Here is a 21893-nt window from a genome sequence, read left to right as displayed (position 1 = left end):
CGGAAACAGCAAAGCACAGAAACAACAAAGGTCACCCTCGGGTGACCTTTTCTTTATACGTGTGACTCATGAAATGATTGATTACTCGAACAGATCTTCATGCAGTTTCTGAATCACGTTCTTCGACACGGGGGCATCGACCAAGAAACACAGGTTGTGATCACTGGCGCCGTAGCAAATCATGCGCAGGTTGAAGTCACCCAATGTGCTGAATACTTGTTTGGCGTAGCCTTTGGTTTCCATCTGGTTACCGATCAACGCCACCAGACACAGGTTATGTTCCACCTCTACTGTCGCCAATTCTTCCAGTTCTGCGCGAGCCTCTTGCGGCAGCTCCGGTGCGCCGCCAGCGGTGTCGGTTTTGTCCAATGTCAGCGAAACACTGATCTCTGAGGTAGTGATCAGATCGACGGAGATTTTGTACTTGGCCAGCACCTCAAACACTTTGGCGAGGAAGCCGTAAGCGTGGAACATTTTGGCGCTGCGCAGGGTCACCATGGTTTGGTTGCAGCGCAGGGCCAAGGCGCGAAATTGTGGCGAGTTTTCTACTTCTTGGCGAATCCAAGTGCCGCCTTTTTCTGGCTCTTTTGACGAACCGACAAACACCGGGATACCGTGACGAATCGCCGGAACCAGCGTCGAAGGGTGCAGGATCTTGGCGCCAAAGTTGGCCATCTCTGACGCTTCGCTGAAGCTAATCTCTGGAATAGGGGCCGCTTTGGGGGCAATGCGTGGATCGGTGGTGTAGATGCCCGGAACATCCGTCCAGATCTCAAGGCCGCTGGCTTCAACAGCTTCGGCAATCAGCGCCGCGGAATAGTCACTGCCGCCACGACCTAGTGTGGTGGTGTTGCCTTGTTCATCTGAACCAATAAAGCCTTGCGTGATAACCACGTTTTGCTGGCACAAAGGCACCAGTGTTGCTTTTGCCAGACGCTTGATCTCGTCGAGCTGAGGTTCTGCACGGCCGTAATGATCATCGGTGCGCAGCACGTCGCGAATATCAAAACGTACTGCATTGACGCCTCGCTCGCGCATCAGTTGCGCCAAAATATGCGTCGACATCAGCTCACCACACGCCACTAGATGATCGGTTAGTTTTTTGCTGGATTGAAACGAGGCTGCTTCAGCCGCGCTCGCGACGCTGTCTAAAATCGTGTGTACCTCTTTTTCGACCTGAGTCGGATCCGCCAATTGGTCAATGATGGCATGATGAATATCTGCCAACTGTTTGAGGATCAGGGCGCGTTGTTCTGACTCTTGCACGCCATTGGCCAGTTCAACCAATAGGTTGGTCACACCTGAGCAGGCACTGCTGACCACTAATTTGGTGTGTGGATTGTTTTCAATGATGGCAGAGCAACGGCTCATGGCTTCGAAATTTGCAACACTTGTACCGCCAAATTTGGCGACATTGAATGCACTCACGGCATTTCTCCCAGACTTCCCAGAAAATAAAATGGTTGGTAATCCAACGTCCAATGTTTTGAAGAGAGTGTTCTTAGAGCAAAAAAGAGAGGTGTACTTTGACAGGTTTCCTCAGAAGCTCTTCATCAGCGTTGTACTGATGACAGTTGAAGGGATTCAGCCCATTCAACCGACAAACCAGAACCACAATTCTGATCCATCTCGGCACTGCTCCCCCTGAGTGTTCTGTTTTGGAGTTGAGGCTCCACAAAACACCTGCCTGGGCAGTGCTCCTCTTCTGCTAGATAGCTCAGACATTGAACGGTTTTATGTACTTAATGTCAATCGTAAATGTCTTAGCAAATGAAAATAATTATGCACTGAATGTGACAGTGGTTCGACCTCTAGACCTCCGTCGAATTGTGGTGGCGAACGAATTGGATTAACCTTGATTTTCCTCAACCCCCAAAGCAAGGAGCACTTATGACCATCCGCAGTTTCATTCCCCCACACCGCATTTTGATGGGCCCGGGGCCATCGGATATTTCCCCCCAGGTTTTGCAGGCATTAAGCCGCCCAACAGTTGGCCACTTGGACCCGCTGTTTGTCGGCATGATGGATGAACTCAAGCAGTTGTTGAAATATGCATTCCAAACTCAGAACGATTTTACCATTGCAGTCTCCGCGCCAGGCAGTGCGGGCATGGAAGCGTGTTTCGTCAACTTGGTTGAACCGGGCGATAAAGTGATCGTGTGCCGCAACGGTGTGTTCGGTGAGCGCATGCGTGAAAACGTGGTGCGTTGTGGTGGCGATGTGGTGACTGTGGATGATGAATGGGGCGCCCCCGTCTCGGTTGACAAAGTGGCTGACGCGATCGCACAACATCCTGATGCGAAGATTCTGGCGTTTGTACATGCGGAAACCTCGACCGGCGCGTGCAGTGATGCCCAAGCGTTGGGCGCATTGGCAAAGCAGCATGGCATGTTGACGATTGTCGATGCGGTGACTTCACTCGGCGGAGTACCGTTGCTGGTGGATGAGTGGCAACTGGATGCAGTGTATTCGGGCAGCCAGAAGTGTTTGTCGTGTGCACCGGGTTTATCGCCGCTGACGTTCTCTGCTCAAGCGATTGAGAAAATACAGTCACGCAAGACGCCGATTCAAAGCTGGTTCCTCGATCAGAGTTTGGTGCTGGGGTATTGGAGCGGGCAGGGTAAACGCAGCTATCATCATACTGCTCCCGTGAATAGTTTATATGCGCTGCATGAAGCGTTATTGATGCTGAAAAATGAAGGGCTGGAAAGTGCCTGGGCACGCCATCGGCAGATGCACGAGAAACTCAAAACGGGACTGGAACAGCTCGGATTGACGTTTGTGGTGGATGAAGCCAGTCGTTTGCCGCAGTTGAATACGGTTTACATTCCTGAGGGGGTTGATGATGCCGCGGTGCGCAATCACCTATTGAATGAATACAACTTAGAAATTGGTGCAGGTTTGGGGGCGTTGGCGGGGAAAGCGTGGCGCATTGGCGTGATGGGTTATGGCGCGCGAGCGGAAAATATTGCGCTATGTCTTAAGGCTTTGGAAGATGCTCTGACGCAATAAATGGCGACGTTGCATGGCAAAAAGTTTTACTGCAAAAAAGGTGGCTGAGGCCACCTTTTTTATTCGTCATCTTCATCCAGATTCGGTACGCTCGAGACCGCCGCAGAGGGCGGCTCGTAGTGCACAGTGGTGAAGTCTTGACGAGGAAACAGGAATTCTGCTTCGGCACGGATCTGTTCGGCGCGGCTGTGATCGCCCAAGCCTTGGTAGGCCAGAATCAGGTTGCTGTAAAACGCAGGGCGAGGTTTGTGTTTGATGATCGCCAACGACCAATCAATATAAGGCTGAATGTATTGCGGCTGCTGATTGTACAAACCGATATTGAGGTAAGTGCTGTAGACGTCCCAATCATAGCGATCCTGCCATACCACGGGATTGGTGACCTGATTCAACAGCGCCGGATTCTTTGGATGTGAGCCTTCAAACTTCATCAGAATGTAGTTGGTGTGTAATGCGCTGAGCATATACACCGCCGTCAGGAACGGTAGCAACAAACTGGTGATGCGCAGGGCGGACTTGCTGATTTTGCTAAAGCGCGCAAAGCGATATTTTGCGACGCGCTGGTCGATCCAAAATAGGAGGATCACAAAGGTAATCCAGTGAATGGCAGAGTGATAAAACGGATATTCCAACTGGCTGTGCAGCACCATCGGCAACAACAGCGCAAACATCGCCAGTCGCGTGCCTTTTTTGGCCGAACGGATGCGCATCAACACAAATCCTGCCGCAATCGCCATGCCTAGTATCGGCAGCAATCCACCTTCGACGCCCCAATACAGGATCTCATTGTGCGGGTGATCCATCGCGGGCAAACCGGGCGGGTAGCGGTTGTTCAGTTGATGCTGGCGCGCGGTATACAACATGTATTTGGCTTCAAAATTCCCGTAACCGTAACCGGTAAACGGTTTCTCGATCAGCATGTCCACCGCTTGAGGAAAGGTGTAACGGCGCGGACTGTCCAAATCAGCTTTTTGCTCAATCAATTGCGCAGTGCCCGCAGAGTGCCCTGCGGCGAGACCGAGAAGGACACCAGCGAGGGTGGCCAGCAGCCAGTTGATAAAACGCTGACGCGTTGAAAAGCGGTAGAGATACGGCAGAATTAACGCCACCCCGAAGAGGGCCGACAACCACCCTGTCCGCGATGCCAGCACAACCAGCAGGGGGAGCGTCATGAGCGGGGTTAAATAGAGCAGGCTGACTTCACTGAGGTGTTTGTTGTATTTCTTGGGCTGGCGAGCGAGGAGATACCCTGAAAGTACCAACCCCGTGGCCAAGAAGCTAGCCATCACATTCGGTTGTTGGAAAATGCCGTAAGGGCGATTAGCCGTGGTGTTGTAGCCAAAGAGATTGCCGGGTTTGAGCTCAAAGTATTGAAACAGGCCAAAGGCGGCTTCTATCAGACAAGCCAGAACGATGAACCAGAGCAAGCGTTGTTTGTGTTTGTTGCTGAAATAAAATTGCTGGAGCACAACAAACAACAGCATCCCAGCCCATAGTCCGGTCAAGCGGCTCAGTGCGCCTTGCCAATTGGCGTTGGTGTAACACATCGGCAGCGTCATGATCACGCAACTGAGTACAAATACGACAGTCAGTTTGGAGTAACGCAGCTTACGGGAATTGGCCAGTTGATAGAGGCCAACGGCGAGCGCAATGCTCAGTACCAGCCACGTGGTGACATTGAACGATAATGCCAATCCGGCGCCGCCCGGATTGGGCATAAAAAAGTGCATGGCGAGCAGGTACACGCCCCCCAACGCAAGCAGAAACGGTTTATTCAACGGAACACTGGGCGCTTGCGGTTCGAGTTGAGTGCCACTCAGTAACAATGTTGCCATAATGTCTCACAACCAAATGGAAAAAAAGAAACCAGCGTGAGGTCGCTGGTTTCGTCACTTTACCGCTTTTTTTTATTTCAACATAGGCTTAAGGAAGCGCGCAGTGTGTGATCCTTCGACCTGCGCCACATCTTCTGGCGTGCCTTGCGCAATAATTTCACCGCCCCCTTGTCCGCCTTCTGGCCCCAAATCGACAATCCAGTCCGCCGTTTTGATGACGTCCAAATTGTGCTCGATCACCACCACGGTGTTGCCGTTATCACGCAAGCGATGCAGCACATCCAACAGCTGCTGAATGTCATGGAAGTGCAGGCCAGTTGTGGGTTCATCAAGAATGTACAGCGTTTTACCAGTGTCGCGTTTAGACAGTTCTCGTGCCAACTTCACTCGCTGCGCTTCCCCGCCAGACAGCGTGGTCGCCGCTTGACCAAGACGAATATAAGACAAACCGACATCGATCAGGGTTTGCAGTTTGCGCGCGATCACCGGAACCGGTTCAAAAAATTCACGCGCATCTTCCACCGTCATGTCCAGCACTTCATCGATGGTTTTGCCTTTATAACGCACTTCCAAGGTTTCGCGGTTGTAACGCTTCCCTTTACACACGTCACACGGCACATACACATCTGGCAGGAAATGCATTTCGACTTTGATCACCCCGTCTCCCTGACACGCCTCACAGCGACCGCCACGGACGTTGAAACTAAAGCGCCCCGGTTTGTAGCCGCGAGAGCGCGATTCTTGCGTGCCGGAAAACAGCTCGCGGATCGGCGTGAAGATGCCGGTGTATGTGGCCGGGTTAGAACGCGGTGTACGGCCGATCGGGCTTTGATCGATGTCGATCACTTTATCGAAATGTTCCAAGCCCTTGATCGATTTGTACGGCGCTGGCGTTGAGGTTGTTGCTCCGTTGAGCGCCACATGCGCAATGTTGAAGAAGGTGTCGTTGATCAGGGTGGATTTACCTGAACCGGAGACGCCCGTGATACAACTGAACAAGCCGACCGGAATCGACAGATTCACGTTTTTGAGGTTGTTGCCGGTCGCGCCGATGAGCTCAACGGTTTTCTTGGCATCGCGGGGAACGCGCTGTTTCGGAATGGCAATCGCTTTGGCACCGCTCAGGTACTGACCGGTTAAGGAGTCTTTGTTCGCGATGATCTCATCCACGGTGCCTTCTGCCACCACCGAGCCGCCATGTACGCCGGCACCCGGGCCGATATCAATCACGTGATCCGCCAAACGAATGGCATCTTCATCGTGCTCGACGACCAGCACCGTATTGCCCAGATCGCGCAAATGGTTAAGGGTTTTGAGTAATCGTTCATTGTCACGCTGGTGGAGGCCAATCGACGGCTCATCCAGCACATACATCACCCCCACAAGACCGGCACCGATTTGGCTCGCGAGGCGAATACGTTGCGCTTCACCGCCAGAGAGTGTTTCGGCACTGCGCGACAGGTTGAGGTAGTTGAGGCCGACGTTGACCAGAAATTGCAGGCGGTCGTTGATCTCTTTCATCACCTTCTCGGCGATTTGCGCGCGTTGACCTTCTAGTTTCAGCGACTGAAAGAATGCCAGCGCATCTGCAATGCTCAGCTCGACAATTTGCGGCAGGGTGGTGTCGTTAACAAACACGTTGCGCGCTTCAAGGCGCAGGCGTGTGCCTGCACAACTCGCACACGGTTTGTTGGAAATGTATTTCACCAACTCTTCGCGTACCGAGCTGGATTCCGTGTCACGGTAGCGACGTTCCAAGGTATTGAGAATGCCTTCAAACGGATGACGTTTGACACGAATGTCGCCACGGTCGTTGATGTATTTAAATTCTACTTCCGTGCGGCCCGAGCCGTGCAGAATGATTTCCTGAGTTTTCTTGGGCAGTTTGTTAAATGGGGTGTGTAGATCAAACCCATAATGATCCGCCAACGAAGTCAGCATTTGGAAGTAGTAGTAGTTTTTCTGATCCCAACCGCGAATGGCACCTTGCGCCAGGCTGAGGTTGGCATCTTGAATCACGCGCGCCGGATCGAAGTATTGTTGCACCCCCAAGCCGTCACACGTTTGGCAGGCGCCCGCAGGGTTGTTGAATGAGAACAGGCGAGGTTCGAGCTCGCGCATGCTGTAACCACAATGCGGACACGCAAAATTGGCAGAGAAGACCTGCTCTTCGCCTTCGCCTTCCATCGGTGCGACGACCACAATCCCGCCAGACAGCTCCAGCGCGGTTTCAAACGATTCCGCCAGACGTTGTTGTAGATCGCTACGCACTTTAAAGCGGTCGACCACCACTTCAATGGTGTGTTTTTTGTGCAGTTCTAAGGTCGGTGGATCGGACAAGTCACAGGTTTCCCCATCGATCCGAGCGCGAATAAAGCCCTGAGCGGCGAGGTTTTCCAACGTTTTAACGTGTTCGCCTTTGCGCTCTTTCACTATCGGAGCCAGCAGCATCAGCTTGGCGCCTTCGGGCATTTCCAGCACCTTATCCACCATTTGGCTGATGGTTTGCGCGGTCAGCGGGACTTTGTGCTCCGGACAACGAGGTTCGCCGACGCGAGCGTACAATAGACGCAGGTAATCGTAGACTTCGGTGATGGTTCCGACGGTTGAACGCGGGTTGTGGGATGTCGATTTTTGCTCAATCGAAATCGCCGGAGAGAGGCCTTCAATGTGGTCGACATCCGGTTTTTCCATCAATGACAGAAATTGACGTGCATAAGCTGACAGGGATTCGACGTAGCGACGTTGCCCTTCGGCGTACAAAGTATCAAACGCGAGTGACGATTTGCCTGAGCCGGAGAGGCCGGTGATGACAATCAGTTTGTCGCGTGGAATGGTGAGGTTGATGTTCTTGAGGTTATGGGTACGAGCGCCACGTACTTCGATTTTATCCATCAGATTTGCTCTATGTCATACCAAGTCGAACAAGTATTACATAGAGTGAGATTTGTGCAAAGAAGTACTGGATAAAAAAACAGTTAAAAAGAAAGCCATCGTCTCCGATGGCTTTCATACGTTCTCATCATCAATGATTACGATTTTTTAGTTGAATGTTTTGCCAATTCAACAGTTTGCTGATCTTTTTTGTACAGGTGTTCAAAGCAGTAGTTGGTTGCTTCGATGTAGCCTTCAACGCTACCACAATCAAAGCGTTTGCCTTTGAATTTGTACGCCAGAACACACCCAGCTTTCGCCTGTTTCAGCAGCGCGTCGGTGATCTGAATTTCGCCGCCTTTGCCCGGTTCGGTATTTTCGATCAGTTCGAAAATATCGGGGGTCAGGATGTAACGACCAATGATCGCCAGATTGCTTGGCGCCGTGCCTGCTTCCGGTTTTTCGACCATGTCATCGACACGGAACAGATCGTCTTTGATCATTTCGCCAGCAATCACGCCGTATTTGTGGGTCTCGTTTTCAGGGACTTCTTGTACGGCCACGATTGAGCAGCGGAATTGTTTGTAGAGCGCGACCATTTGCTCAAGGACACCTTGATCTTCGTTGACGCACAGATCGTCTGCCAGAACCACAGCGAAAGGTTCATCACCTACCAGTTCACGTCCGGTGAGGATCGCATGGCCCAATCCTTTCATTTCGCGTTGGCGAATGTAAGTAAATTGCGCGGTTTCGATGATGTGGCGAATATCGACCAACAGCTCTTCTTTATTGGTCCCACGAATCTGGTGTTCCAGTTCGTAGTTCATGTCGAAGTGATCCATGATCGAGTGTTTACCACGGCCGGTCACGATGCACATACCCGTCATGCCCGCTTGAATCGCCTCTTCGACGCCGTATTCAATCAGGGGTTTGTTGACGACAGGCATCATCTCTTTTGGCATGGATTTGGTTGCAGGTAAGAAACGTGTGCCATAGCCAGCTGCCGGGAATAGGCATTTCTTAATCATAATTAAAGCCCTATTTTTTATTAGATTTGCGTATGGGGAAGCAAAGATTGCGGGCACTTTATCATGTTCTCGATGTGAACTTCAGCACATTCTCGGGTCTAGGGCGAGAAATGTGCTGATCGACCCAATTATGAGAGCAGGTTTTGGTTGGCCCATGTGATGGCTTGAGTTCGGTTCTTGACCGAGAGCTTTTTAAAGATCTGATAGAGGTGCGACTTGACGGTAAATTCACTGATGAACAGGTTTTCCGCCATCTGCATGTTTGAGGCACCCGTCTGCAAGCTGCGTAGGATTTGTAATTCACGTGTGGTGAGCTCGATGGTTGCTTGCGTGTGATGATGCTGGAAAATGTGGCGATAGTAATGCAATAACTGACTGCTGACATGGCGTGGCAGCCAATTCTGACCGTTGATGATTTCCGCCAATCCCTGCGCGATCGATGAGGGCGCGTCATCTTGATAAAACAAGCCTTTCAGGTTGCCAAAGGTGAGAAGTTCTTCCGTGCGCAGGCGTTTTTCTACACCAAATAAAATGGTTTCCAAGTGGGGGCTGGTGATGGGCAAGGGGCCTAAACGCTGGCGAATCGCGTCATGTTCACCATAATTAAACAGTAGGATTTTATGTTTGTCGGCCTGATACGCTTGCAACAGTTGTTCGGGTTCAATCTGTGGCACAGGCAGGGCGAGTCGTGTGAGTGCGTCACCCAATGGGGGTGGCGGAGGGAGGGTGGCATCCAGACACAAATAGTAAATCGTTCGGGCGTAATTGGCGCGTTGCATGAGCTCTTCCTTGAGGGTGCAAAGTATGAATCAGTTACCTTGCCGAACTTTGTGCGTGCAGGCGAATTTTTACTGAGTGTTTGCGTGAGAATTCAATCTGTGGCGTAAATGAGCGTCCTATCAAAACTGAATTTTTCGATGGATGCCGAAAAAAGAGCGACGTTGGCGTGGATTTTTAACTCGGGACCGATAACAATCCGGCGGATGATTGGTACGCGAATGAAAGCGTGTTATCCTTGCGGACTTATCTAAAAAACACCAGATTTGAATACGGAGCAGAACATGGCAAGCCGTGGCGTGAATAAAGTAATTTTGGTTGGCAACCTTGGTAGTGATCCGGAAGTTCGCTACATGCCAAGTGGTGGTGCAGTCGCAAACATCACTGTAGCCACGTCAGAAACATGGCGTGATAAAGCAACTGGCGAACAGCGCGAGAAAACAGAGTGGCACCGTGTTGCTCTGTACGGAAAACTGGCGGAAGTCGCGGGTGAATATCTACGCAAAGGTTCTCAGGTCTACATCGAAGGTCAACTGCAAACACGTAAGTGGCAGGACCAAAGTGGTCAAGACCGTTACTCAACCGAAGTGGTTGTGCAAGGTTACAACGGCACAATGCAGATGTTGGGTAGCCGTCAACAAGGCGGTATGCCAGCACAGGGCGGTGGCATGAACCAACAGCAACAACAAGGCGGTTGGGGTCAGCCTCAACAACCCGCGATGCAGCAGCATAAACCGATGCAGCAGCAAGCACCTCAGCAATCTCAGCCTCAGTACAATGAACCGCCAATGGATTTTGATGACGATATCCCATTCTAAGCGTTCTGTTTCTGAAAAAAGCCGCGAAATTCGCGGCTTTTTTATATAGTTAAGTATCCATCTGTTCCATTAAGTGTTTGAAACCCAGCTCGGTCTTGTGTCCTCAACCGATGAATAGGAAGGGAATTCAGTTTCATGCGGTATACACCGACTCTTAAATTGAGTACGCGTTTGGTCGCGTTTGTCACCCTGATCGTCACCAGCGCCATGTTCATCTTGTTCATTGGCGGCGCACTTTCCTTTCAGCGGATGGGGCAGGAATACCTCAATCACTACTTGCAAGGGATCGTGGAGGTGGTGGATAAAGAGCTGGAAGATCCGGACGCTGCCTATTCAATGCAGCGCTGGATGCCGAAAATGTTGCAAGCGTCAAACATCGTCGAAATGCAGCTCTCTTCTCAAGCGGGCACCATCTATCGTTTCAAAGACACCTCCTCAAAAGCGGAGCCCGATCGGCTCTATGCCGTCGACCTACCTTTGGCGCGTAACCAAGGCTATTCAATTCATTTCAAAGCGGTGCCACCGTACCTCGGATATGGGTATTCGATGGGCGCGATGTGGTCGATTTCTTTGGCGGTCGCGTTGATCGTGTTCTGTCTGGTTCGCAGCATTAAGTGGTTGCGTGAGCAGTTAATGGGGTCTGAATTGCTGGAGGAGCGCGGGCGCATGATTTTAGCCGGGCGTGTCGAGCAGTTCGCCAAAGGGGATGAGCGCGAATGGCCCTACACCGCCAGTGAAGCATTGGACATGCTGATTGAGGAGTTACAAGATGCGCGCCAAGAGCGCAGCCGCTTTGATACCTTCATTCGCAGCCAAACCTTTTTGGATCAGCTCACCGGTGCTGCCAACCGAGTGCTGTTTGACAGCAAGTTAGAATCGGCACTGCTTGAAAGCGGCGCGCGTGGTGGCGTGATCATGATTCGTTTGGATGAATTAGATGCCGCGCGGGAAGAGCAAGAAAAACGCACCATCGATGAATTTGTGGTGGAAGTGGGCGAATGCATTTCCAACGTGATTGCGCGTTATCCGGACGTCATTTTGTCGCGTTACTACGAATCCGTGTTCGCCATCTTTATGCCGCATCAAAGCTCTAAAGATGTCGCGCACGTTGCCACGCAATGTCTGAAACTGATTGAGCGTTTGTCGCCGCCTTATCCGCTCGATGCGGATAATTGGTTCCACATCGGCGTCAGCATGTATCAGGAAGGGGAGCGCCGAGGCCGTATTATTGATGAAGCGGAAACCGCGCTGAAGAGTGCCGGCCTTCAAGGCTGTAATGCGTGGAGTAAGTTTAAAAAAGTCGCCAAAGTGGAGGATGAGCGCGGCAGTGTACGCTGGCGTTCCTTATTCAATCAGTGTCTTACGCCTGAGAAAATCAGATTATTCCGACAGTCGTGCTATTTATCGGAAGAATTGAATGGATTAACATTGATTCACGACGAGCTGTTTGTTCGAATCTACGATCCTGAGCAAGGCATCCTGAAAGCATCCCGCTTCAGCGCCGCCCTGGAAACGGTCGGTTATGAAATGGTGTTGGATCGCGCGGTATTTGTCCGTGTGTTACAACTGCTGAAAATGACCGATTTCACGGGGCACTATTCCCTGAACATGAATGTCACGCCATTTGCCGATAAGCGTTATTTACGTTGGTTCCGCAATGAATTGATGCAACTGCCACACAGTTTGCGTTCGCGCTTGTCGTTTGAATTCTCTGAAGGTCACTTAGTGCAGCACCTCGACTACATGCGCCCGGTACTGAAAATGATTGCGGGGCTTGGCTGCGATTTAGTGGTCGGCCAAGCGGGTCGGACGATCGTCGCAACGCATTACATTAAAGATCTCAACATTAAGTATTTGAAATTACACCGCAGTTTGATAAAGAATATCGATCAGCGCCATGAAAATCAGCTGTTTGTACGCAGTATGATTGGCGTCTGTGGTGGTACGCAAACAAAAGTCATTGCCGTCGGCGTAGAAAATGAGACCGAATGGCAAACCTTGCTATCGCTGGGGGTTGATGGAGGGCAGGGACGTTTGTTTGAAGCGGAACAAGCGCTGTTACCTGCACCACTCGATCAGGCTGACACACACGTGAAACCGGGTAAACGCAATCGCTGGCGAACCAAGTAAGTGACCAATGAACATTGATGCTCTGATAAAGAAACTGCTCCCCAAGACTCTTCCTGACCGCTCTATTTTTGCCGTGGTTCAGCCAGATGCCATCTATTTTTCCTCGTCGACGGACCTCGTGTTACCCGACAGTGTTCCTCTTGCCAATCTATCATGGCCTCAAGCCTTAGCGCAGGCGCTCAAACAGAGTGCAGCCAAAGGCGTGACGGTCGATGTGGTGTTGCATTCTCAGTTGTACCACAGTTATCAAATCGAAAAGCCGGCGATTCCGCGAGAAGAGTGGCCGGCCGCATTGCCGTTCCTACTCAAAGATCTGATCAATGAAAAAGTCACCGAAGTGGTGGCTGATGCGCATCCGCTGACGGGCAGCAGCAAAATTCAAGCGTATGTAATGGCCAAGAAGCAGGTGTTGGAAGTGGCGGCTGAGCTGGAAGGGCTCGGGTGCCAACTTGGACGCATGCTGCCAGAGCAAGAAGTTTGGGCGCACTGTTTACCAGACTTGTCCCATTTTCTGTTGCTGCAACGCAGCAAAGGCGGCTATTTCAAACTCGATGCCTTTGTCGATAAACGGTGCAACTTTCAGCGTACATTACGCGGCATCGTAGCACCGATCACGGGCGTGGCAAGCAGTGCGTTGCAGTTGGATGGCTTAGCGCTTGAGCTGCAGCGCTCCATCGATTATCTCTCGTCGCAAATGAAAGGGGTGGCCCTTCATCAACTGCGTGTGTGTTGCGATGACGAAGACCACGCCGAGTTAGTACAAGCGCTGAATGAGCGTTTGAACGTCAAAGTGGCGCCGTTATGTGAAGATGAATGTTCGTCGGAATCGGGCCGAGTGCTGGCGCAGCATACGTCGCTCACGCCGACAGATACGCTTAACTTTTATCAGGATGCACTGAAACCGAAAAAAGAGTACTTCACGTTAACGACGATGGTCTCCGCGTGGGGCGCGGTGTTGGTGTTGATGCTGATGACGGCAGGATGGTATGGCTGGACCACCGCGCAGCAAGCAGAGCAGCTTCGTGTGGTCCAACAACAAGCGTCGCAATTGAACCAACAATTTAAAACGTTGAAGCAAGACTTGGATCGGCATCAGCCGTCTGCCAGCAAAGTGGCGGCGGTGGCGCGGCTGAAAAAAGAAATTGAAGCCAAACAGGCCTCTTTAAATGCGATTCATGATTTTGACCATGCACAGCAAGTGGGTTATTCCGGTGTGATGGATGCGTTGGCAAAATTGGCGCGCCGCGATATTTCTCTCAGTCAGATTGACATGGATCAACAGCGCTTTGATATTCAAGGCTTGGCGCGCGATGCCCAAGTGGTGCCGAGTTGGATCGCAGCCTTCCAAAGTGAATTGCATCTGGTTGGACGCAGCTTCGATCAATTGGTGATTGGTCGCAACGACGAAGATGTTGTGACGTTTGAGCTCAAAACCAAACAGGGAGCGAAATAATGAAACAGCAGTGGAATGCGTGGTCTGACGCATTTGACAAACGCTCACCGCGAGAAAAATGGTTGATTGGTTTGTGTGGCTTGATTGCTGTGGTGTTGCTGCTGCAAACCCTGCTGGTGGACCCGCTGATGGCGAAACATGGTCAGCAGGCCATGCAATTGCAGGGGCTGACCTCGTCCAATCAAAGTATGCAGCTCAGCATCGAGCAGCTGCAAGTGGCGTTGAGTCAGGATCCCGATGCCAGTGTTGATCAAGAATTAGCAACCTTGCTGGAGCAAAGTCAGTCCCTATCGATGGATCTGGCGCAGATCACCGAAACCTTGGTATCGCCAACGCAGATGGCGCAACTGCTGCAAAGCGTGCTGGATAGCAGCAGCAAATTGAAGCTGATTAGTCTGCAATCGTTACCCGCGGAATCGATCATTCCGGCTAAAACCAATTCGTATGCGGTGAAATATTATATTCATCCCGTTCGCATTGAACTGACGGGCAATTATTTTGCGATTCGCGACTACTTGTTGGCTCTGGAAAGTTTGCCTGTGAAGTATTTTTGGCGCAGCTTTAAATATCAAGTGGAAACCTACCCACAAGCCCGTTTGATTTTGCAGGTGTACACCCTTGGCTCTCGGGAGGAATTTATCGGTGGTTAAAGCAGGTGTATTGCTGGGCGCGTTACTGTGTTCAATGACGCTACAAGCCGCAGAAGACCCGACGGCTCCGCTCGGCTACGCGCCGAGTCAGGTACAAAAGAAGGCGCGTCAGTATCCGTTGCCAGAACTGCAAAGCATCATTTGCCAGCAGCAGTGTTCTGCGATCGTCAATGATCAGCTGGTGGCGGCGGGTGACAGCATTCGTGGTTATCAGGTCGCGAAAGTGACGCCATCCACGGTCACGCTGGTTCGCGGTGGTCAACGTTGGGAGCTTGAGCTTTTCTCCCTGAATATCAAGAATTAAGGTATGAATTTGCATATGCGTAAAGTGGCTATCGGTGTCATGATCACCGCCTTGGTGGGTTGCTCTATGGGACACAGAGATCCCGTGGAAGTGAAGCAGTCGTTGAATCAGTCGATCAACGAGGCCAACAGTCGCCAACTAGAACAGTTGCCTGCGTCGGTGGAAGCGGATCTAATGCCTGATCTGACCCCAAGCGATTCAGCCGCTGCAACGCACTTAAAGCGTTTTCGTATTCAGGCCAATAACGTGGCTGCGAAAGCCTTCTTTGCCAGCTTGGTGCAGAACAGCGAATACAGTGTGGCGTTGCATCCTGCGGTCGAAGGCCGTATTACCGTTAACCTGACCGATGTCACGTTGGATGAAGCGCTAAATGTGGTGCGCGATTTGTACGGATATGAGATTGAGAAAGTCGGCAAAGTGATTCAAGTCTATCCGGCGGGCCTACGCACGGTGACCATTCCGGTGGATTACCTGCAATTCAAGCGCAGTGGCCGCTCATTAACGGCGATCACCACCGGCACGATCACCAACACGGATACCAATTCGAACAACTCAAGTTCTTCGAGTTCGACATCGTCCAGTTCAAGTAGCAACAACAGCAGTTCCAGCAACAGCAACAGTACGTCAGCGCGTGGCGGGACTGAAATTGAAACGCTCAGTGAAAGTGATTTCTGGCCACAATTGGAAAAAGCCGTGTCACGGCTGATTGGCAGTGGCCGCGGGCAGAGTGTGGTCGTGACGCCGCAAGCTGGGGTATTGACCTTGCGTGCCTATCCTGACGAAGTGCGTGAAGTGCGTCAGTTCCTGAACGTGTCGCAGCAACGTATGCAGCGTCAGGTGATTCTGGAAGCCAAAATTCTGGAAGTGACGCTGACCGATGGCTATCAACAAGGCATCAACTGGTCAAATATGTCGTTTGGCAATGGCAAAGTGGTGATTGATCGCATTGGTTCTTCGGCGTCGACCCTGCCCGGGTTGGATGCGATTGGCACGCTGCTGTCCGGCCAGACTAACATTACCGTCTCAGACGGCAGTTTCTCTTCGGTGCTGAGCTTTATGGCGACGCAAGGGGATTTGAACGTGCTGTCGAGCCCACGGGTGACGGCCGCGAACAACCAGAAAGCGGTGATCAAAGTCGGCAGCGACGAGTACTACGTGACCGATTTATCCAGCGTGGTTGGCTCGGGTGACAACACTCAAGCTGCGCCAGATGTTGAGCTGACGCCCTTCTTTTCAGGGATCTCCTTGGACGTCACGCCCCAGATCGATGACAAAGGCAACGTGCTGTTGCATGTTCACCCCAGCGTGATCGAAGTGACTCAACAAGACAAAGAGATTACCTACAACGACAGTACATTTACGCTGCCGTTGGCACGCAGTTCGATTCGGGAATCGGATTCAGTGATCCGCGCTCAAAATGGCGACGTGGTGGTGATTGGGGGGCTGATGAAGACCAACACCAGCAATAAAGTATCGAAAGTGCCTTTCCTGGGGGATATTCCTGCGTTGGGGCATCTGTTCCGCAGCACCACGGAATTGACCGAAAAAACGGAATTGGTGATCTTGCTGAAACCAACAGTGGTTGGCGTGAATACGTGGCAGAAAGAGCTTGAACGCTCGCGTGATCTCCTACAAGAGTGGTTCCCGGACGCGGAGTAACGCGGATGTACTTGGAACACTTTGGCCTGACTCAGATGCCGTTTCACCTCACGCCGGACACGCGCCTGTTCCTTGGGCTTACGCCGCATTTTGAAGCGATTCAAACGGTGGGGGCGGCGCTGTCCATGGGCGAAGGTGTGATCAAAATTACCGGTGAAGTCGGGACGGGCAAAACCATGGTGTGTCGCATGTTGCTGACGCATTTAGCACAGGACATTGTGTTGCTCTATTTGCCCAATCCGGCGCTCAACGGTGCAGAATTGCGTCGAGCGGTCGCGACCGAGTTGAAGCTCGACATCGCGGATGAGGGCGATTGGGTTGAGGGCATTCAGACGGAGCTGATGCGGTTGCATTTTGCGGGCAAACGGGTGATTGCCATGGTTGATGAAGCGCAAGCCTTGTCCGATGACGCGTTGGAAGTACTGCGCTTGTTTGGCAACTTGGAAACTGAACAAGCCAAGTTGCTACAAATCGTCCTGATTGGTCAGCCTGAGCTCGATGCGCGACTTGAACAACATCATTTGCGCCAGTTTCGTCAGCGCATCACGTTTAGCGCGCACCTGCGCCCTTTAACGCTGAATGAAACAGTCGCTTACATCGACAACCGCCTTGAAAAATCGGGCGCGCAACCGAGTTTGTTTAGTCTTCATCAGAAAAAGGCCCTGTGGCGCGCTTGTCGCGGGGTGCCGCGGTTGCTGAACCAAGTGTGTCATAAGTCGCTGCTGCTGGCGTACTACGCGCAGCAACCCCGAGTTCAGAATCAACAATTGTTTACTGCGGTGCACGATACGTTTGATACGTGCAAACCGAAATTTAAAACCCCGATGCTGTGGGGATGGAGTCACTGATGAGTGAGATCAACAAAGCGTTATCGCAGCTCGCAACACAACACCATGCGACGTTGGATCAAATCCAAGCCGCGAATGTCCCATCAGTGCGTCAGCGCCCGGCGTGGTTGTGGGCCGTGGGCGGCTTTGGGTTGAGTTTGGCGGTGGGCGGTTGGGCGGTGTCGCAACAAGCCCCGGTCAACGACATCACCACCTCCGTGAGCGTGCCTGTGCCGGTGCAAACTAGCATCGCATCACCTACGCAAAAAACAGCCGTTTCTCCGGTCGCTATTTATCAGCAACGGAACAATGATCAGCAACCTCAACATAATGTGCCAGATCAACGGGTGGCGCCGCAGGAACCGTCATCCGTGAATGTCGCTGCCGCGTCGCAAACCGCGGCTGAGCATCCGTCGGAACCGCAGCTTCTTGCCAGTACGGCGAGTGCGCAGCCTGTAGAACATGCGGCGCTCACCTCAGCGGAGCCTGCACAAATTTCGATTGAGCAAGTGGAACTGACACCACAACAACTGGCGGAAAAGGCGGTGGTGCGCGCGAGCAAAGCGTTAGACAGCAACGATTTTCAATCTGCAGTGAGCGCTTACAGCGAGGCGCTGCGTTACACCCCAGAAAATGAACGCGTGCGCCAAAAACTGGCGGCGCTCTATTACGGCAAAGGCGATGTTCGCCGCGCGTTTGATCTACTACAGGTCGGCATTGAGCTAAACCATGATGGCGAAACATTGCGTATTGCGCTCGCGAAGTTGTTGATGAAAGAGAAACAAATCGAAGCCGCGTTATCGCCACTGGCCTATTTGCCGAATTCGGCATCGGTGGACTATTTGTCACTGCGCGCGGCGCTGGCACAAAAGAGCCAACACAACGACCTTGCGCTGGAAAGCTATCAACAACTGACGCAGCAAGACGCCAACAACGGGCGTTGGTGGTTGGGGCTGGCAATTCAGCAGGAACGCGCGTTTGAACTGCCACAGGCCAAACAATCGTATCAACAAGCGTTGTTGAAGGTGGGATTGTCCACGCAATCGCAAACCTTTATTCGCGACCGTCTGGCGGTGCTAGCCAGCCTAGAGGAGACCCAAAGTGCAAATTAAGCTTCGTAAACGCCTGGGTGACTTGCTGGTTGAAGAAGGTATTGTAACTGAGCAGCAGGTGGACCAAGCGCTGGTGGCTCAACGCCAAAGCGGCAGTAAACTGGGCAGCACGCTGATCGAACTTGGCTTTTTGACCGAGCAGCAAATGCTGAGTTTCTTGTCTCAGCAATTGTCGTTGCCGCTGATTGATTTGAGCCGCGCTCATGTCGATATCGACGCGGTGCCGTTGCTGCCGGAAGTGCATGCCCGTCGACTGCGAGCATTGGTGATTGGCCGCCATGGCGACACACTGCGTGTGGCGATGAGTGATCCGGCGGATTTATTTGCCCAAGAATCATTGCTCAACCAACTGCCGAACAACAACTTTGAATTTGTCATTGCACCAGAAAAACAGCTGGTGGAAGGATTTGACCGCTATTATCGCCGCACGAAAGACATCGCGACGTTTGCCGAGCAACTGCATGCCGAGCATCAGGTCAATGATGCGTTTGACTTCTCCATCGGTGATGCCGACAGCGAAGAAGTCACCGTTGTTAAGTTGATCAACTCGTTGTTTGAAGACGCGATTCAGGTGGGCGCATCCGACATTCATATCGAGCCCGATGCCAACATGCTGCGTTTGCGTCAGCGGATTGATGGGGTGTTGCACGAAACTTTGTTGAACGAAGTCAACATCGCGCCCGCATTGGTGCTGCGTCTTAAATTGATGGCGAATTTGGATATTTCCGAAAAACGTCTGCCTCAGGATGGGCGTTTTAACATTCGTGCTAAAGGGCAATCGGTGGACATTCGGATGTCGACTATGCCAGTGCAGCACGGTGAATCGGTGGTGATGCGTTTGCTCAACCAAACGTCGGGCGTGCGTAAGTTGGAAGAAGCGGGCATGCCCACGGATCTGTTGGTACGTTTTCGCCGCCAGTTGAAGCGCCCGCATGGCATGATCCTCGTCACCGGGCCAACCGGCTCGGGGAAAACCACATCGCTGTATGGCGCGTTGTCTGAGCTTAACACGCCGGGGAAAAAGATCATTACCGCAGAAGATCCGGTGGAATACCGCATCGAGCGAGTGAACCAAGTGCAAGTGAACTCAAAAATCGGCCTTGATTTCTCGACGCTGCTGCGCACCTTTTTGCGCCAAGACCCAGACATCATTTTGGTCGGCGAGATGCGCGATCAGGAAACGGTGGAAATTGGTCTGCGAGCGGCATTGACGGGTCACTTAGTGCTCTCGACCTTGCACACCAACGACGCGGTCGACAGTGCGCTGCGTTTAATCGACATGGGCGCGCCGGGGTATCTGGTTGCCAGTGCGGTTCGCGCAGTGGTGGCGCAGCGTTTGGTGCGCAAAGTGTGCCCAGATTGCAAAACCGAAGACACGCTGGATGATGCGCGTCAGCAATGGTTGTCGGTGCGTTTCCCGAATCAGGTACAGGCAAGTTTTTCCAAAGGTCGTGGGTGTCAGAACTGTAACCTGACGGGGTATCGCGGCCGTATTGGTGTGTTTGAAATGCTGGAATTGGAGCAGAACATGATGGACGCGCTGCGCGCCAACGATGCCGTTGGTTTTGCGCAAGCGGCGCGTGCATCTGAGGACTACAAGCCGTTGTTAGCATCCGCGATGGAACTGGCGCTGCAAGGGGTGGTAAGCCTTGATGAAGTGATGGCGCTGGGCGAAGGTGACGCTTCGGGTGTCGCACAAGCCATTTATCTGTAGGACAACGCATGCCAACGTATCACTACTCCGGACGGAATTTAGACGGCAGCAAAGCCAACGGCTCCATTGAGGCGCCGTCAGAAGACATCGCGGCGGAAAATTTGCTCCATAAAGGCGTGATACCCACCTCGATTTCGCACGGCAAAGGGCAGGGCAAGGCTAGTGTTGATTGGCGTGCCTTGCTGGTGCCAGCGGTGCCCTTGGAAGTGTTGGTGATTTTTTGTCGTCAGCTGTACAGCTTGACCAAAGCGGGCGTGCCATTGCTGCGTTCGATGAAAGGGTTAACCCAAAACTGCGCCAACAAGCAACTGCAACACGCGTTGGAAGAGGTGTGTAGCGAACTGACGAATGGCCGAGGATTGTCAGCATCGATGCAGATGCATGCCGGGGTGTTCAGCCCGCTGTTCGTGTCGATGATCAACGTGGGTGAAAATACCGGTCGTTTGGATGAAGCGTTACTGCAACTGGCAAACTACTACGAACAAGAGCTGGAAACCCGCAAACGGATCAAAACCGCAATGCGTTATCCGACATTCGTGGTGAGTTTTATTGTGATTGCGATGTTTATTTTGAACGTCAAAGTGATCCCACAATTTGCCAGCATGTTTAACCGCTTTGGTGTAGAACTGCCACTGCCGACGCGCATCTTGATTGGCATGTCGAATTTCTTCGTCAATTACTGGATGGTGATGTTGGGTGCGATGGTGGCACTGTTTTTTGCTTTTCGTGCCTGGCTCAATACTTCGTCAGGGCGAGAAAAGTGGGACAAAATTCGTCTGCGGATGCCGATTGTCGGCAACTTGGTGAATCGCGCTCAGTTGTCACGTTTTTCTCGCACGTTTTCTTTGATGTTGCGTGCGGGTGTGCCACTGAACCAATCGCTGGCGTTAGCGGCGGAAGCGCTGGACAACAAATTTTTGGAAGCGCGCTTACTGGAGATGAAAGCGGCGATTGAAGCGGGCAGTAGTATCTCTGCAACAGCGATCAACACCGGTATTTTTACACCGCTGGTGATTCAAATGATCGCGGTGGGCGAAGAGACCGGTCGAATTGATGAACTGCTGCTGGAAGTGTCGGATTTCTATGATCGCGAAGTGGATTACGATCTGAAAACCCTGACCGCGCGTATTGAACCGATTTTGTTGGTGATCGTGGCAGGCATGGTGCTGGTGTTGGCGTTGGGGATTTTCCTGCCGATGTGGGGCATGCTCGATGCGATCAAAGGGCAGTGATCATGGGGGCTGAACGTTCGCGTTTGATCCTCTGGGCACTGGTGGTGTTGAGCCTGATTGCCGTCTTGCTGATGGCGTGGCAGCCGATTAATCGGGAGCTGGATGCAACCGCGATGACGGTGGCCAATCAACGTATCATTGAGCGCGCAAATGTCTACAAGCAAGAATGGTTGCTGCGGGGAAGCCCTGATGAAATGGCGTTTGATGGACAACGATTGACGTTTTCGCCGACGGGATGGGTGTTCCCTCGACAAGATGACAATATTGATTGTGGTCGCTTGTTGCAATGGCTTTACCCGGATGAAAAAATTCTCAATATTGCGCCGATGATTCATGGTGAAAATCTAAGCGATGGTTACATGTGTTATTTCGATTTTTACGCACATCGGTCAATCAAAATTATTTTACAAAACAATAGGTTTACATCGTCCGTCATCCCTTCGACGTAATCCAATTATTTGACGTTCA

The 21893-nt window shown here is 52.0% G+C and carries 17 protein-coding genes and 1 riboswitch; of the genes, 12 read left to right on the top strand and 5 right to left on the bottom strand.

Annotated elements, in window-relative coordinates:
- Window positions 1-81 precede the first annotated feature (81 nt).
- Window positions 82-1428 (bottom strand): lysine-sensitive aspartokinase 3, encoded by a 1347-nt coding sequence (gene lysC, locus VFA_RS01070; protein WP_004724095.1) that lies wholly within the window; start codon window positions 1426-1428, stop codon window positions 82-84.
- A 107-nt stretch (window positions 1429-1535) separates the two neighbouring features.
- Window positions 1536-1713, bottom strand: a riboswitch (Lysine riboswitch).
- Between the two features lie 177 nt (window positions 1714-1890).
- Here lysC and VFA_RS01065 point away from each other — a divergent pair.
- Window positions 1891-3012 (top strand): pyridoxal-phosphate-dependent aminotransferase family protein, encoded by a 1122-nt coding sequence (locus VFA_RS01065; protein WP_038150624.1) that lies wholly within the window; start codon window positions 1891-1893, stop codon window positions 3010-3012.
- A gap of 59 nt (window positions 3013-3071) precedes the next feature.
- Here the strand turns inward: VFA_RS01065 and VFA_RS01060 are convergent, their stop codons facing one another.
- From VFA_RS01060 to VFA_RS01045, 4 genes are all read right to left on the bottom strand, one after another.
- Complete coding sequence (locus VFA_RS01060) at window positions 3072-4847, bottom strand: PglL family O-oligosaccharyltransferase (protein ID WP_004724092.1); 1776 nt, start codon at window positions 4845-4847, stop codon at window positions 3072-3074.
- Between the two features lie 72 nt (window positions 4848-4919).
- A complete protein-coding gene (uvrA, locus tag VFA_RS01055; RefSeq protein ID WP_004724090.1) occupies window positions 4920-7742 on the bottom strand; it encodes an excinuclease ABC subunit UvrA in 2823 nt (940 codons plus the stop codon).
- Between the two features lie 137 nt (window positions 7743-7879).
- Window positions 7880-8749 carry a UTP--glucose-1-phosphate uridylyltransferase GalU gene (gene galU, locus VFA_RS01050; protein ID WP_004724089.1) on the bottom strand — a complete coding sequence of 290 codons (870 nt, stop codon included), beginning with the start codon at window positions 8747-8749 and terminating at the stop codon, window positions 7880-7882.
- A gap of 128 nt (window positions 8750-8877) precedes the next feature.
- Window positions 8878-9528, bottom strand: coding sequence for a LuxR C-terminal-related transcriptional regulator (locus tag VFA_RS01045; protein WP_004724086.1), 651 nt, complete (start codon window positions 9526-9528; stop codon window positions 8878-8880).
- A gap of 282 nt (window positions 9529-9810) precedes the next feature.
- Between VFA_RS01045 and VFA_RS01040 the strand changes: the two genes are divergently transcribed.
- The 11 genes from VFA_RS01040 to VFA_RS00990 all read left to right on the top strand — a co-directional run bounded on the left by VFA_RS01040 (window position 9811) and on the right by VFA_RS00990 (window position 21874).
- Window positions 9811-10344, top strand: a complete 534-nt coding sequence (locus VFA_RS01040; protein WP_004724084.1) for a single-stranded DNA-binding protein — start codon at window positions 9811-9813, stop codon at window positions 10342-10344.
- Between the two features lie 135 nt (window positions 10345-10479).
- Entirely contained in the window at window positions 10480-12474 is a 1995-nt protein-coding gene (gene csrD / locus VFA_RS01035) for an RNase E specificity factor CsrD (protein WP_050780245.1), read from the top strand.
- A 7-nt stretch (window positions 12475-12481) separates the two neighbouring features.
- The gene (locus tag VFA_RS01030; protein WP_038150620.1) at window positions 12482-13927 is read left to right on the top strand and encodes an MSHA biogenesis protein MshI; all 1446 of its coding nucleotides are present in this window, start codon (window positions 12482-12484) and stop codon (window positions 13925-13927) included.
- Window positions 13927-14577 (top strand): type II secretion system protein GspM, encoded by a 651-nt coding sequence (gene gspM, locus VFA_RS01025; RefSeq protein WP_004724077.1) that lies wholly within the window; start codon window positions 13927-13929, stop codon window positions 14575-14577. Before VFA_RS01030 ends, gspM begins: the two co-directional genes overlap by 1 nt.
- Window positions 14570-14881 (top strand): hypothetical protein, encoded by a 312-nt coding sequence (locus VFA_RS01020; protein ID WP_004724074.1) that lies wholly within the window; start codon window positions 14570-14572, stop codon window positions 14879-14881. Before gspM ends, VFA_RS01020 begins: the two co-directional genes overlap by 8 nt.
- A 15-nt stretch (window positions 14882-14896) precedes the next feature.
- The gene (mshL, locus tag VFA_RS01015; RefSeq protein WP_004724073.1) at window positions 14897-16540 is read left to right on the top strand and encodes a pilus (MSHA type) biogenesis protein MshL; all 1644 of its coding nucleotides are present in this window, start codon (window positions 14897-14899) and stop codon (window positions 16538-16540) included.
- Window positions 16541-16545: 5 nt separating this feature from the next.
- On the top strand, window positions 16546-17388 hold the full coding sequence (locus tag VFA_RS01010) for an ExeA family protein (protein WP_004724071.1): 843 nt from the start codon (window positions 16546-16548) through the stop codon (window positions 17386-17388).
- On the top strand, window positions 17388-18479 hold the full coding sequence (locus VFA_RS01005; RefSeq protein WP_004724068.1) for a tetratricopeptide repeat protein: 1092 nt from the start codon (window positions 17388-17390) through the stop codon (window positions 18477-18479). The genes VFA_RS01010 and VFA_RS01005 overlap by 1 nt, the downstream gene beginning before the upstream one ends.
- Window positions 18469-20193 (top strand): GspE/PulE family protein, encoded by a 1725-nt coding sequence (locus VFA_RS01000; protein ID WP_004724067.1) that lies wholly within the window; start codon window positions 18469-18471, stop codon window positions 20191-20193. Before VFA_RS01005 ends, VFA_RS01000 begins: the two co-directional genes overlap by 11 nt.
- Window positions 20194-20201: 8 nt before the next feature.
- Window positions 20202-21425 carry a type II secretion system F family protein gene (locus tag VFA_RS00995; protein ID WP_004724065.1) on the top strand — a complete coding sequence of 408 codons (1224 nt, stop codon included), beginning with the start codon at window positions 20202-20204 and terminating at the stop codon, window positions 21423-21425.
- Between the two features lie 2 nt (window positions 21426-21427).
- A complete protein-coding gene (locus VFA_RS00990; RefSeq protein WP_004724064.1) occupies window positions 21428-21874 on the top strand; it encodes a hypothetical protein in 447 nt (148 codons plus the stop codon).
- The last annotated feature ends 19 nt before the right edge of the window (window positions 21875-21893 follow it).

The organism is Vibrio furnissii CIP 102972 (assembly GCF_000176175.1).
GTDB lineage: Bacteria > Pseudomonadota > Gammaproteobacteria > Enterobacterales > Vibrionaceae > Vibrio > Vibrio furnissii.
The sequence above is the reverse complement of the archived record's forward strand: the minus strand, read 5'-3'. Positions and strand labels throughout refer to the sequence as shown.